Annotated in this window: 11 protein-coding genes; 7 read left to right on the top strand and 4 right to left on the bottom strand. The window is 68.0% G+C overall.

From position 1 onward, the window contains the following. Both F573_RS0106715 and F573_RS0106710 read left to right on the top strand, forming a co-directional pair. On the top strand, positions 1-300 hold a 300-nt coding region (locus F573_RS0106715), incomplete at its 5' end, for an integrase core domain-containing protein (RefSeq protein WP_019021938.1). 170 nt (positions 301-470) lie between these two features. Then, the gene (locus F573_RS0106710) at positions 471-983 is read left to right on the top strand and encodes a hypothetical protein (protein ID WP_019021937.1); all 513 of its coding nucleotides are present in this window, start codon (positions 471-473) and stop codon (positions 981-983) included. A 96-nt stretch (positions 984-1,079) separates the two neighbouring features. On the opposite strand, the gene F573_RS0106705 is transcribed toward F573_RS0106710, so the two are convergent. Both F573_RS0106705 and F573_RS0106700 read right to left on the bottom strand, forming a co-directional pair. After that, entirely contained in the window at positions 1,080-2,318 is a 1,239-nt protein-coding gene (locus F573_RS0106705) for a ribonucleotide-diphosphate reductase subunit beta (RefSeq protein ID WP_019021936.1), read from the bottom strand. Between the two features lie 63 nt (positions 2,319-2,381). Next, positions 2,382-5,282: a ribonucleoside-diphosphate reductase subunit alpha gene (locus tag F573_RS0106700; RefSeq protein ID WP_019021935.1), complete on the bottom strand. Its 2,901-nt coding sequence runs from the start codon at positions 5,280-5,282 to the stop codon at positions 2,382-2,384. Between the two features lie 349 nt (positions 5,283-5,631). Here F573_RS0106700 and trxB point away from each other — a divergent pair, with 349 nt between their 5' ends. The 3 genes from trxB (at position 5,632) to aat (ending at position 9,088) form a co-directional block, all read left to right on the top strand. Further along, entirely contained in the window at positions 5,632-6,675 is a 1,044-nt protein-coding gene (trxB, locus tag F573_RS0106695; protein WP_019021934.1) for a thioredoxin-disulfide reductase, read from the top strand. A gap of 13 nt (positions 6,676-6,688) precedes the next feature. Continuing rightward, the gene (locus tag F573_RS0106690; RefSeq protein WP_019021933.1) at positions 6,689-7,978 is read left to right on the top strand and encodes a GNAT family N-acetyltransferase; all 1,290 of its coding nucleotides are present in this window, start codon (positions 6,689-6,691) and stop codon (positions 7,976-7,978) included. 360 nt (positions 7,979-8,338) lie between these two features. Then, a complete protein-coding gene (gene aat / locus F573_RS0106685; RefSeq protein ID WP_019021932.1) occupies positions 8,339-9,088 on the top strand; it encodes a leucyl/phenylalanyl-tRNA--protein transferase in 750 nt (249 codons plus the stop codon). 15 nt (positions 9,089-9,103) lie between these two features. On the opposite strand, the gene F573_RS0106680 is transcribed toward aat, so the two are convergent. Continuing rightward, the gene (locus F573_RS0106680; protein WP_019021931.1) at positions 9,104-9,730 is read right to left on the bottom strand and encodes a hypothetical protein; all 627 of its coding nucleotides are present in this window, start codon (positions 9,728-9,730) and stop codon (positions 9,104-9,106) included. A gap of 152 nt (positions 9,731-9,882) precedes the next feature. On the opposite strand from F573_RS0106680, the gene gloA reads away from it, so the two are divergent. Together gloA and F573_RS0106670 are read left to right on the top strand one after the other, a co-directional pair. Then, positions 9,883-10,383, top strand: coding sequence for a lactoylglutathione lyase (gene gloA / locus F573_RS0106675; RefSeq protein ID WP_019021930.1), 501 nt, complete (start codon positions 9,883-9,885; stop codon positions 10,381-10,383). A 100-nt stretch (positions 10,384-10,483) separates the two neighbouring features. Continuing rightward, positions 10,484-13,711 carry an error-prone DNA polymerase gene (locus tag F573_RS0106670; RefSeq protein ID WP_019021929.1) on the top strand — a complete coding sequence of 1,076 codons (3,228 nt, stop codon included), beginning with the start codon at positions 10,484-10,486 and terminating at the stop codon, positions 13,709-13,711. 8 nt (positions 13,712-13,719) lie between these two features. Here the strand turns inward: F573_RS0106670 and F573_RS0106665 are convergent, their stop codons facing one another. Further along, positions 13,720-14,115: an iron-sulfur cluster assembly accessory protein gene (locus F573_RS0106665; protein WP_018870136.1), complete on the bottom strand. Its 396-nt coding sequence runs from the start codon at positions 14,113-14,115 to the stop codon at positions 13,720-13,722. Positions 14,116-14,142: the final 27 nt, after the last annotated feature.

The raw sequence follows: 14,142 nt of genomic DNA, 5'->3' as shown, positions 1-14,142 counted from the left end.
GACCGGCTGTGCGCCGACCACGGGATCGAGCATCGTCTGATCCGGCCGAAACGGCCGCAGACCAACGGAATGGTGGAGCGCTTCAACGGCCGCATCGCCGACTTGCTGCGGACCCGGCGCTTCGGCTCGGGAGAGCACATGAAGGACACCCTCCAGGACTACCAGCGCCTTTACAACCATCAGATCGGGCAGAAGGCGCTGGGGCACCGAACGCCGGTTGAGACACTCAAGGCCTGGCAACAGGAACGCCCCGATTTATTTCGTAAACGTGTATACAATCAGCCGGGGCCCGACAATTAGCTGTATCGTTGACTCGACTGGCTAACAGTAGATTAGACAGAATCTGTCATATTGGTGATATGCAGAATCTGTATAGCACCTGATTCTCGCAGCGCCGGCCCTTGCTCTGGCAGCCGCTGTTCCTGCAGCATACCCCTGAGCGAATCATGGATAAACAAGGAGGTCGGCTGATGGCGACAGGAAGTCGTGCCGAAAGGGAACGCCGTTTCTGGGAGCGATACCGGAATGTGGCGATTTCTCAAGGGGTTAAGCCAAAGTCGGTACGCTGGTACGTGGTCCGGGCGGAACGGTTTATCGCGGCGTATCCCGGTCGTCGCCTCGCGGAACTCGGGGCTGAGGATATCGCTCAGTATCTGACCAGCGAAGGGCAGAAGTCGTCGATTCAGGACTGGCAGTTCCGGCAGACCGTCGATGCTATACGGATTCTGTATAGCATCGTGAAGCCAGAATGGGCGACACCGCCGGACTGGGAGTTCTGGCGGGATTCGGCGCGTACGCTGGAGGCGCAACACACCACGACGGCACGGGAGTTTGCGCCGGTTTCGCCGGAAGATTACGCCCAACGAGTTGGCGAGACGCGCTTTACTCCGCTCATCCGCAAGCATCTTGATCTCTTTGCACGGCTGGCCTCGGCCATTCGCACACGGGGTATGGCGGTACGGTTGCCTTCGAACCTGGCGTAAGTCTCCACAAAAAAGGGCGCCGTCCTGCGGCGCCCTCTTCTGTTGCTGCGTGGCCATCTCCCTGGCTCCGCTTCGTTGGGTCTCGGCCTCGCCGGGTCAGTCCCAGCTCAGCGCGCCCCCGGTCTGGTATTCCGTTACCCGGGTCTCGAAGAAGTTCTTCTCCTTCTTCAGGTCGAGCACTTCGCTCATCCAGGGGAACGGGTTGTCGGCGCCGGGGTACAGTTCGGCCAGGCCGATCTGGGCGCAGCGGCGGTTGGCGATGAAGTGCAGGTACTCCTCGAACATGGGCGCGTTCATGCCGAGCACGCCGCGGGGCATGGTGTCGCGGGCGTACTGGGCTTCCAGTTCCACCGCGTCGGCGATCATGTTGCGCATCTCGTTCTTGAAGTCTTCGGTCCACAGGTGCGGGTTTTCGACCTTGATCTGGTTGATCACGTCGATGCCGAAGTTCATGTGCATGGATTCGTCGCGCAGGATGTACTGGAACTGCTCGGCGACGCCGGTCATCTTGTTGCGCCGGCCCATGGAGAGGATCTGCACGAAGCCGACGTAGAAGAAGATGCCCTCGAAGATCACGTAGAAGGCGATCAGTTCGCGCAGCAGCTTCTGGTCCGCGTCGGGGGTGCCGGTGCGGAAGTTGGGGTCGGCCAGGTGCTTGGTGAACGGCAGGGCCCACTCCGCCTTGGTGGCCACCGAGGGGACCTCGCGGTACATGTTGAAGATCTCGCCTTCATCCAGGCCCAGGCTTTCCACGCAGTACTGGTAGGCGTGGGTGTGCAGCGCCTCCTCGAAGGCCTGGCGCAGCAGGTACTGGCGGCACTCGGGGTTGGTGATGTGGCGGTACACGGCCAGCACGAGGTTGTTGGCCACCAGCGAGTCGGCGGTGGAGAAGAAGCCGAGGTTGCGCTTGACGATGGTGCGCTCGTCCTCAGTTAATCCATTCGGGTCCTTCCACAGGGCGATGTCCGCGTTCATGTTGATTTCCTGCGGCATCCAGTGGTTGGCGCAGCCGTCCAGGTACTTCTGCCACGCCCACTGGTACTTGAAGGGCACCAGCTGGTTGAGGTCGGCGTTGCAGTTGATGATCTTCTTGTCGTCCACGCGGATGCGCTCGGCGCCGCGCTCGATGTCCTCGAGGCCGGTGCCGGTCAGGGCTTCTTCATCGTAGTCGGGCGCGGGGCCGCCGGCGTTCTCGGGCTCGGGCGAGACGCTGGGGGCGGCGCCGGCGGTGGTCATCAGGTCTTCGTTTTCCTGGAAGCCCATGCCCGGACGGACCTTGGGTTCCTGCTGGTTTTCGCCTTTGATCGCGGCGATCGGATCGTCCCAGGACAGCATGTGCGTTCTCCTTGTCGATTCGGTGTTACGTGTTCGGTGTTCGGTTGAGGTCGGGGGCCTGCCTTACTGGCAGGCCTCGCAGTCGGGGTCGAGTACGGAGCAGGCGGCCGCGGAGTCGGAGCCCGCGGTGCTGTCGCCGGGGCCGCCGGTCACGGCGTTGAGCTTGTTGGCCCGGCTGCTGTCCGCCACGGTGCTCTTTTCCACGTGGGTCGCCCCCATAGAGCGCAGGTAGTAGGTGGTCTTGAGACCGCGCACCCAGGCCAGCTTGTACAGGGCGTCCAGCTTGGGCCCGGAGGGCTCGGCCATGTACAGGTTCAGGCTCTGCGCCTGGTCGATCCACTTCTGCCGGCGCGAGGCGGCCTCGACCAGCCAGCGGGTATCCAGCTCGAAGGCGGTGGCGTACAGCGCCTTGAGGTCCTCGGGCACGCGGTCCAGGGGCTGCAGCGAGCCGTCGTAGTACTTGAGGTCGTTGACCATCACCTCGTCCCACAGGCCGCGGTCCTTCAGGTCGTGGACCAGGTAGGGGTTGATGACGGTGAACTCGCCCGACAGGTTCGATTTGACGAACAGGTTCTGGTAGGTCGGCTCGATCGACTGGCTGACCCCGCAGATGTTGGAGATGGTCGCGGTGGGCGCGATGGCCATGGTGTTGGAGTTGCGCATGCCCGTGGTCTTCACGCGCTCGCGCAGGCTGTCCCAGTCCATGCGCTGGGTGCGATCCATCTGCAGGTAGTCACCGCGCGACTCGGCCAGCTTGTCGATCGAGTCGATCGGCAGGATGCCCTGGCTCCACAGGCTGCCGGGGAAGCTCTCATAACGGCCGCGTTCCTCGGCCAGGTCGGTGGAGGCCTTGATGGAGTACCAGGAGATGGCCTCCATGGACGTGTCGGCGAACTCCACGGCCTCTTCCGAGGCGTACGGGATGCGCTGCTTGTACAGGGCGTCCTGGAAGCCCATCACGCCCAGACCCACCGGGCGATGGCGCAGGTTGGAGCGCCGCGCCTGGGGCACGGAGTAGTAGTTGTAGTCGATCACGTTGTCGAGCATGCGCATGGCCGTGTTCACGGTCTTCTCGAGCTTGGCGTGATCGAACTCGCCGTTCTCGTTCACGTGCGCAGCGAGGTTGACCGAGCCCAGGTTGCACACCGCGATCTCGTCGTCCGAGGTGTTCAGGGTGATCTCGGTGCACAGGTTGGAGCTGTGGACCACGCCGGCGTGCTGCTGCGGGCTGCGCAGGTTGCACGGGTCCTTGAAGGTCATCCACGGATGGCCGGTCTCGAACAGCATGCCGAGCATCTTGCGCCACAGGTCGACCGCGTTGAGGGTCTTGTACACCTTGATCTCGCCGCGCGCGGCCTTCTCTTCGTACTCGCAGTAGCGCTTCTCGAACTCCTCGCCCACCAGGTCGTGCAGGTCGGGGGTCTCGTTGGGCGAGAACAGGGTCCACTGGCCCTCTTCGGCCACGCGCTTCATGAACAGGTCCGGGATCCAGTTGGCGCTGTTCATGTCGTGGGTGCGGCGGCGGTCGTCGCCGGTGTTCTTGCGCAGCTCGATGAACTCCTCGACATCGATGTGCCAGGTCTCGAGGTAGGCGCACACCGCACCCTTGCGCTTGCCGCCCTGGTTCACGGCCACGGCGGTGTCGTTGGCCACCTTGAGGAACGGCACCACTCCCTGCGACTTGCCGTTGGTGCCCTTGATGTGGGCACCCATGCCGCGCACGCGGGTCCAGTCGTTGCCCAGACCGCCGGCAAACTTGGACAGCAGCGCGTTGTCACGGATGGCGCTGTAGATGCCGTCGAGGTCATCCGGGACGCTGGTCAGGTAGCAGCTGGAGAGCTGCGGGCGCAGGGTGCCGGAGTTGAACAGCGTCGGCGTGGAGCTCATGAAGTCGAAGCTGGACAGCAGCTCGTAGAACTCGATGGCGCGCGCCTCGCGATCGATCTCGTTGATCGCCAGACCCATGGCCACGCGCATGAAGAACGCCTGCGGCAGTTCGAAGCGCACCTCGTCGCTGTGGATGAAGTAGCGGTCATACAGGGTCTGCAGGCCGAGATAGGTGAACTGCAGGTCGCGCTCGGGCTTGAGCGCGGCGCCCAGCTTGTCGAGGTCGTAGCGGGTCAGCTCGTCGTCCACCAGCTCGAGCTCGGCGGCGCGGCGGATGTAGGCGCCGAAGTACTCCGGATAGCGCTCGGCGAGCTGGGCCTGGGTGGCCTCCTCGCGGCGGCCGGAGACAAAACTCAGGGCCTCGCGCCGCAGGTTGTCCAGCAGCAGGCGGGCGGTGACCTCGGAGTAGTTGGGCTCCTGCTCGATCATTACGCGCGCGGCCATCACCAGCGCGGTGCCCACGTCCTTCTCGTGCACGCCGTCGAACAGGTTGCGGCGTGCTTCCTTGAGGATGCGCTCGCCTTCCACCTGGTCGATGCCGTCGCAGGCCTCGTCGACCACCGCCTTGAGGCGCTGCTCGTCCAGCGGCGAGCGGGTGCCGTCGGCGCGGGTCACGTGGACCACCGGCGCCTCGGCCTCCTCCGCCGGGCCCTGCTCGGCGGCCTCGGCGGCGCGCTTCTGCGCCTGCTGCTCGCGGTACAGCACGTAGGCGCGGGCCACCTTGTGATGGCCGCCGCGCATCAGCGCCAGTTCCACCTGGTCCTGGATATCCTCGATGTGGACGGTGGTGCCCTGGGTGCCGGCGCGGCGGAACAGGTTGTCGCTCACCTGCGCGGACAGCTCCTTGACGATGTCGTGGATGCGCCGGCTGGCCGCGGCGTTGCCGCCTTCCACCGCGAGGAAGGCCTTGGTGATGGCGACCTCGATCTTGGCCGGGTCAAAGCTGGTGACCTTGCCGTTGCGGCGGATCACCTGATGCTGGCCGGGGCTGGTGGCCATCACTTCCGCCGAGGGCTCGGACTGCGGCGGATAGGTCGTGTCCTGTGCGGATTCGGCAGTCTGGGTGTCGCTGTACATGGGGGCAGGCCTCGCGCGAAACGGTCATCTGGAAAAATCTGGGGTCATCGCCCGGCGATGACGTGGGATACTATAGATCGGGGATCGAGCTCTTGCCAGCCACTACATATAGTACTCGGCAAAATAACAAGCGGGGAACAACCTGTGGACAACTTAGGGGATTCGGCGTCCTGCCGCGGCTGGCGCGAGGGCCGCGGTTGTCCACCGGCGGCCCCATGTAGTGATGCCCCGGGGCCAGCATCGAGGCGGAACGGGTTCATGAAATTCGCTTATCGCAACGGGTGTTGGACAAGCCTGCCCCGCGCCCCAATAATCCCGCCCATACAACCGATTTCATGGAGCGAGCAAGATGAGTGACGAGAAGCAGCCCGCGGGCATCATGGCCGCCACCGGCGCGGTGCAGGTTTCCTCCGAGAGCGACGAAGCCGCCAGCAAGTCCGGGGGTAACGAGCGCCATTGCCCGCTGCTGATCCTGGGCTCCGGCCCGGCCGGCTGGACCGCCGCGGTGTACGCCGCCCGCGCCAACCTCAACCCGGTCGTGGTCACCGGCCTGGAACAGGGCGGCCAGCTGATGACCACCACCGACGTGGACAACTGGCCGGGCGACGACGCCGGCGTGCAGGGCCCCGAGCTGATGGAGCGCATGAAGAAGCACGCCGAACGCTTCGACACCACGGTGATCAACGATCACGTGCATACCGTGGACCTGAACCAGCGCCCGTTCCGCCTGACCGGCGACCAGGCCACCTACACCGCCGATGCCCTGATCATCTCCACCGGCGCCTCGGCGCAGTACCTGGGTCTGGAGTCGGAAACGACCTTCGCCGGCAAGGGCGTGTCCGCCTGCGCGACCTGCGACGGCTTCTTCTACCGCAACCAGAAGGTGGCGGTCATCGGCGGCGGCAACACCGCCGTGGAAGAGGCGCTGTACCTGTCCAACATCGCCTCCGAGGTGACCCTGGTCCACCGGCGCGATTCGCTGCGCGCGGAGAAGATCCTGCAGGACAAGCTGTTCGAGAAGGAAAAGAACGGCAACGTGAATATCGAGTGGAACCACAACCTCGACGAGATCCTGGGCGACGAGACCGGCGTGACCGGCATGCGCATCAAGCATGCGCAGACCGGCGAGACGAAGGACGTCGAGCTGATGGGCGTGTTCATCGCCATCGGCCACAAGCCCAACACCGACATCTTCCAGGGCCAGCTGGACATGGAGAACGGCTACATCAAGGTGAAGGGCGGCCAGGACGGCGGCGCCACGGCCACCAGCGTGCCGGGCGTGTTCGCCGCGGGCGACGTGATGGACCACATCTACCGCCAGGCGGTGACCTCCGCCGGCACCGGCTGCATGGCCGCACTGGACGCCGAGAAGTATCTCGACGAGCAGCTGTGACGCGGACACGGCGGTGAGCGAGGAGCACTCGTCCGGCGGCGATTCCGGGACCCCGGGCACGGAAGCCCGCGCGGCGACCGGTGAAGACCTCCCGCCCGCCGGGGTGGACGAGCGCATCGAGCTGCGCGACGGGCTGGGCGAGCTCGATCCCGCCGCGTGGGATGCCCTCACCGGCGGGCGCGAGCCGTTTCTGCGCCATGCCTTCCTCGAGGGGCTGGAACGCCACGAGTGCCTGGGGCGGGCCTATGGCTGGTTCCCCCAGCACGTGCTGATCTTCCACGACGACGCGCTGGTCGCCGCCGCCCCCGCCTACGCCAAGACCAACAACTACGGCGAGTTCGTCTTCGACTTCGCCTGGGAAGGGGCCTGGCAGCGCCAGGGCCTGCAGTATTACCCCAAGCTGGTGGTCGCGGTGCCCTACACCCCGGCCACCGGTCCCCGTCTGCTGGTACACCCCGAGGCCCCCGACCCGGACCGCCTGCGCCGTCAGCTGCTGCGCGCGCTGGTCTCGCGCGGGCGCGAACTGGAGGCCTCCGGGGTCCACGTGCTGTTCCCCGAGTCCGCCGACCGCGAAGCGCTGGCCCCGCTGGGGCTGCCCGAGCGCATGGGCTGCCAGTACCACTGGACCAACGCCGCAGACGGCGGCTACGCGGATTTCGAGGCGTTTCTCGCCGCGCTGTCGTCGAAAAAACGCAAGAACATCAAACGCGAACGCCGGCGTGTCGCGGAAGCCGGCATCACCTTCCGCACCCTGACCGGGGCCACCGGCTCGCCGGAGGACTGGGCGCGCTTCCATCGCTTCTACGTCGACACCTTCGAGAAGCACATGGGCATCCCCACCCTCACCGAGGCGTTCTTCGTGGAGACGGCCGCCGCACTGGGTGACCAGGTGGTGCTGTTCGAGGCCCGCCGCCCGGAGAATGGCGATGGTGAGGATGGCGACGGCGAGACCATCGCCGCCGCGCTGTGCTACCGCAGCCACGACACCCTGTACGGGCGCTTCTGGGGCGCCACCGAGGAACTGGACGCCCTGCACTTCGAGACCTGCTACTACCAGGGCATCGAGTTCTGCATCCGCGAAGGGCTCACGCACTTCGAGCCCGGCGCCCAGGGCGAGCACAAGATCCCGCGCGGCTTCCTGCCCACGCCCACCTGGTCGGTCCACGCGATCCTGACCCCGGGCTTCGACGGGCCGGTGCGCGATTTCTGCGAACGCGAGGCGGACCTGATGCGCAGCCACTGCGAGCGCCTGCACGAGCATTCACCCTATCGCCAGGGAGAATCCGGCCATGCCCCCGATTAACCCCGCGATTAATCCCGTAGGAGGCCAGCCTCTGGCCGATCCGGCGCAGGAGATTGTCCGGACGCACAATCGGCCGGAGGGCCGGCCTCCCACCGGGGGCAGGGTTCGCCCCGTCGTAGGAGGCCAGCCCCTGGCCGATCCGGCGCAAGAGATTGCCCGAACGCACAATCGGCCGGAGGGCCGGCCTCCTACCGGGGGCAGGGTTCGCCCCGTCGTAGGAGGCCAGCCCCTGGCCGATCCGGCGCAAGAGATTGCCCGAACGCACAATCGGCCGGAGGGCCGGCCTCCCACCGTCGTAGGAGGCCAGCCCTCTGGCCGATCCGGCGCTGGCCGATCCGGCACCGACCGATCAGGCGCCGCATGAGCCCCCGCAGCCCCATCACCCTCCCCTGGCTGGATCCGGATCACCCGGAGGCGCCGTTCCCGCCGGCGGAGACCGCGCTGGACGAGCCCAACGGCCTGCTCGCCGCCGGCGGCGATCTCTCCGTGCCGCGCCTGGTCAACGCCTACCGCAGCGGGATCTTCCCCTGGTTCGAGGCCGGCCAGCCGATCCTGTGGTGGAGCCCCGACCCGCGCGCGGTGCTGGAACCCGGCGCCTTCCGCATCCGGCGCTCGCTGCGCAAGACCCTGCGCAACGCCGGCTACACCGTCACCTTCGACCGCGCCTTCGAGCGCGTGATCGCTGGCTGTGCCGGCCCGCGCGCCCGCTCCGCCGGCACCTGGATCACCCAGAGCATGCAGGAGGCCTATACCGCGCTGCATCGCGTGGGCCATGCGCATTCGGTGGAGGTGTGGGACGGCCCGCGGCTGATCGGCGGGCTCTACGGGGTGGCCGCGGGCCGGCTGTTCTGCGGCGAGTCCATGTTCAGCCTCGAGCGCGACGCCTCGAAGATTGCCCTCGCCTGGCTGTGCCGCCACATGGTGGCCCGGGACTGGCCGCTGATCGACACCCAGATGGCCACCGAACACCTGGTGAACCTGGGCGCGATCGAACTCCCGCGCGACACGTTCCTCCGCCGGATCCGTCCCCTGGTCGCCGACCGGACCGTGCCGCCGCCGGGCCCCTGGACGCTCGACCCGGACCTGCATCCGCTGGACCCGGAGTGGTAGACCCCGGGCAGACCGTCACTGGCGACAAAACGGCCCCACCTGCCAGAACCGCCGGCAGCGGAACTCGGACTCGCAGCTCTCCAGCTGGCTCGCATAGCGACTGGCGCGGTCACGCACCTGACGCGCGGCGCGCTGCACCCCGGGCTTGCCGCGATAGCTGCCGCGGTTATAGCCGCCCTGCCCCTCGTGGTAGGCGAGATACAGGTGCTCCGGGTTATGCAGGGAAACCCCGGTCATGCGCCGGGTGCGCTCGTTGTACCAGCCGATGAAGTCGGTCGCGTGCTTCATGTGCGTGCGCCGGGCGAAGCGGCTGCCGGCGTCCTCGCGGTATTCGCCCCAGACGGGGTCCTGGGCCTGGGCATAGCCATAGGCCGAGGACGGCCGGCGCCACGGGATGATCCCCAGCAGGCGCTCGCGTGGCGGGCGCACGTGGCTGCGGAACGAGGACTCCTGCTGGATGATCGCCATCTGCGTGGCAATGGGCGTGCCCCATTGCTCCTGGGAGTCCAGGGCGTAGTCGTACCAGCGCGGTTCCTCGCGGAAGATCTCGCAGATGTTGCTCTGATCCTGCGGCGGCGAGGGCGAGAGCATCGCGCAGCCGCTGGCCGTCAGCACCAGGGCCAGCAGGGCCAGGGCCCGCATTGCCAGTCGTGAGTTCACCCCGATCTCCGTATTCTTCCCTTGCGATCCGCGCAGTATAGGACAGCACGCACCGGCCGGGCAGTTGCGGGAGACGCCGGGGGCGTGTTCCATTCTCCCGACCCATCCCATTCGGCCGAACAAAGGATCCGCACATGAGCGACAACCCCACCGCAGGCTTCCGCTTCAACCACACCATGCTGCGCGTGAAGGACCCCGACGCGTCGCTGGATTTCTACCGCCGCGTGTTCGGCATGGAGCTGGTGAAGACCCTGGACTTCCCGGAATTCGAGTTCACGCTGTATTTCCTCGCGCGTCAGGACGACGACGAACCCGCCCCGCCGCAGGACGAGGGCGAACGCACCCGCTGGATGTTCAGCCAGCGCGGCATCCTCGAGCTGACCTACAACTACGGCACCGAGAAGGATCCGGACTTCCACTACCACGACGGCAACGCCGAACCGCAGGGCTTCGGCCACATCTGCTTCTCGGTGCCCGACCTGGACGCCGCGGTGCGCTGGTTCGACCAGAATAACGTGGAGTTCGTGAAGCGCCCGGACGAGGGCGGACTGAAGGACATCGCCTTCGTGAAGGACCTCGACGGCTACTGGATCGAGATCCTGGAGCCCGCGCGCCTCACCGGCCTGGGGCGCTGATCCCCCGCCCCATTTCCGAAGCCCCCTGACAGCCCTCGCCGTCCCCCGGAATCCGGGGGGCGGCTTGCTTCGCCCGTGATACTGTACAAATATACAGTACATGGACGAACGCGAACCCGCAGCCGACACCGCCCCGGCCTTTGCCGAGCTGACGGCGCTGAGCAACTTCTCGTTCCTGCGCGGGGCCTCGCACCCGGAGGAGCTGGTGGAGCGCGCGGCGGCGCTGGGCTATCGCGCGCTGGCGCTGACCGACATCGCCTCGCTGGCGGGCCTGGTGCGCGCGCACGAGGCGGCGCAGCGCACCGGCGTGCACCTGATCGCGGGCGCCCGCCTGCAGCTGGCCGACGGCCCCGAACTGACCGTGCTGGTGCGCGACCGCACGGGCTATGCCGCCCTGTGCCGCCTGATCACCACCGCGCGCGGGGCCGCGGACAAGGGCGAGCACCACCTGACCCGGGCGGATCTGGAGGCAGTCCCGGAAGCGGAGCGCGCCGGCTGGCACGTGCTGCTGCATCTGTGGCCGGAATCCGACACGGCCGATCCCGACGACGCAGCGGCCTGGCTGCGGGCATGGGCCGCGCCCGGGCAGGGACATCTGGCGGTGGCGCTGCTGCGGACGCCCGGGGATCCGGCGCAGATCGCCCGGGCACGGCAGCTCGCGCAGGCACACGACCTGCCGGTGACGGCCTGCGGCGACGTGCACATGCATGCCCGCGGCCGCCGCGCACTGCAGGATGTCCTGACCGCCCTGCATCACCGCTGCACGGTCGCGCAGGCCGCCGGCGAGCTGTTCCCCAACGGCGAACGCTGCCTGCGCCCGCGCGCCGATCTGGCCACGCTGTATCCCGCCGCCTGGCTGTGCCACGCGGTCGCCATCGCCGACGACTGCCGCTTCTCCCTGGACGAACTCGAATACCACTACCCCACCGACCCGCTGCCGCCCGGGCGCACCGCCACCGAGTACCTGCGCGATGAGAGCCTGCGCGGGGCCCGCAAGCGCTGGCCCGACGGTATCCCGGAGGCGGTACAGGCGCAGATCGAGCGCGAGCTGGGCATCATCGCCGAGCTGGGTTACGAGCCGTATTTCCTCACCGTGTACGACATCGTGCGCTTCGCGCGCAGCCGCGGGATCCTGTGCCAGGGGCGGGGTTCGGCGGCCAACTCGGCGGTGTGCTACGCGCTGGGCATCACCGCGGTGGATCCGTCGCGCTCGAGCATGCTGTTCGAGCGCTTCATCTCCGCCGAGCGCGGCGAGCCACCGGATATCGACGTCGACTTCGAGCACGAGCGCCGCGAGGAGGTGATCCAGTACATCTACCGGCGCTACGGCCGCAACCGCGCGGCACTGGCCTGTACCGTGATCCGCTATCGCCGCCGCAGCGCCCTGCGCGACGTGGGCCGGGCGCTGGGGCTCTCGCGCGCGCGACTGGACGCGCTGACCGCCAACCTCGCCTGGTGGGACGAGGGCATCCCGCCCGAGCGCCTGCGCGAGGTCGGCCTGGAACCCGACGGTGCCCTGGCCCGCCAGTGGCAGGCCCTGACCGCCGAGCTGGTCGGTTTCCCGCGCCATCTGTCGCAGCACACCGGGGGCTTCGTGATCGCCGCCGGGCGGCTCGACGAGCTGGTGCCGATCGAGAACGCGGCGATGCCCGAACGCAGCGTGATCCAGTGGGACAAGGACGACCTCGACGCCGCCGGCCTGCTGAAGATCGACGTGCTGTCGCTGGGGATGCTCTCCTGCGTGCGCCGCGCGCTGGAGCTGATGCACCGGCACCGCGGCCGCGACTGGGGCCTGGCCGACATCCCGGCCGAGGACCCGGCGGTCTACGCGATGCTGCAGAAGGCCGACAGCCTGGGGGTGTTCCAGATCGAGTCACGCGCGCAGATGAGCATGCTGCCGCGGCTGAAGCCGAAGAACTTCTACGACCTGGTGATCGAGATCGCCATCGTGCGGCCCGGCCCCATCCAGGGCGAGATGGTGCATCCCTATCTCAAGCGCCGGGCACACCCCGAGCGGGTGCGCTTCCCCAACGCGGAGATCGAGCGGGTGCTGGGGCGCACCCTGGGCGTGCCCATCTTCCAGGAACAGGTGATCGAGCTGGCGATGGTGGCGGCCGGGTTCTCCGCCGGCGAGGCCGACGGGCTGCGCCGCTCCATCGGCGCCTGGCGCCGCCGCGGGGATCTCGGGCGCTGGCGCGAGCGGCTGCTGGAGGGGATGCGCGAGCGCGGCTATTCCGCCGAGTTCGCCGAGCGGCTGTATCGCCAGATCCTCGGCTTCGGCGAGTACGGCTTCCCCGAATCGCACTCCGCCAGCTTCGCGCTGATCACCTGGGTCTCGGCCTGGCTGAAGTGCTTCGAGCCGGCGATCTTCGCCTGCGCGCTGCTCAACAGCCAGCCGATGGGCTTCTACGGCCCGGCGCAGATCGTGGCCGATGCCCGCCGTCACGGCGTGGAGGTGCGCCCGGTGGACGTGAACCACAGCCAGCCGGAATGCAGCCTCGAGGCCGCCGGCGACTCACCGGATACGCCGGACGCGCCGGACGTGCCGGATGCCCCGCTGGCCCTGCGCCTGGGCTTCAACCGCGTCCAGGGCCTGCGTCGGGAGGTCGCCGAACGCATCCACGCGGCCCGCGCCGAGGGCCCGTTCAGCGACGTGCCCGAGCTGGTCGCACGCGCCCGGCTGAGCCGGGCCGAGGCCGGCCGGCTGGCGCGCGCCGGGGCCCTGGCCGGGCTGGCCGGCAACCGCCATCAGGCGCGCTGGGCCGCCGATGCGGTGGAGGCGCCGCTGCCGCTGTTCGAGGGCCTGCCGCAACACGCCGAGCCCGCCGACGCCCCGCACGAGCCACGCGAGCCGAACGAGCCGGGGCAGGCCGGGGACAACGCCCGCACGCCCCTGCTGCCGGTGCCCGACGCGGTGGACGACCTGATCCAGGACTACGCCACCACCGGCCTCACGCTGGGACCGCACCCGCTGGCCCTGCTGCGCCCGCAGCTCGAACGCCGACGCCTGCCGGATTCCGCGACGCTTTCCGCGCGCCGGCGCCCCGGCCCGGCGCGCTACGCGGGTCTGGTGATCACCCGCCAGCGCCCGGGCTCGGCCAACGGCACGGTATTCCTGACCCTGGAGGACGAACACGGCACGCTGAACGTGATCGTCTGGCCCGACCGCGTGGAACGCTTCCGCGCCGAGGTCCTGCACGGCCAGCTGCTGGAGATCGACGGCGAATGGCAGTGGGCCGACGACGTCGGCCACCTGGTCGCCCGCCGCCTGACCGACCGCAGCACCTGGCTCGGCGACCTGGTCACCCGCTCCCGCGACTTCGGCTAACGGCCAGATCAGGAAGCGGCGGTATCCACGGAGAAGCTCTCGCCGCAGCCGCATTCGGCGGTGACGTTCGGGTTGTGGAAGACGATTTGCCGGGTCAGCCCCTCCGCCTGGAAATCGATCTCCGTTCCGCGGATGAATTCGAAGCTCTTCGGATCGACATGGACGTCGAGGCGTTCATCCACGCGGAACACCAGATCATCGGGTCGCGGCTCGCGGACCAGGTCCACCGAATACATCCACCCGGAGCACCCGGTGCGTTTCACTTCAACGCGAAATCCGACGGCCTCGGGGTCACTCTCCATCTGTGCGAGGATGTGCCGGACCGCATCGTCGGTCGCGCGAATCCGGTCGCTCTCCGGAATGCGGGCGGTCTCGGCGGTCGCGTCGGCGATGTTCGAATTCATGGCTACACCTCTCTGGCGTGAAACGGG

This window comes from Thioalkalivibrio sp. ALE23, from assembly GCF_000378545.1.
GTDB lineage: Bacteria > Pseudomonadota > Gammaproteobacteria > Ectothiorhodospirales > Ectothiorhodospiraceae > Thioalkalivibrio.
This window is presented reverse-complemented; position numbering and strand designations above follow the sequence as displayed.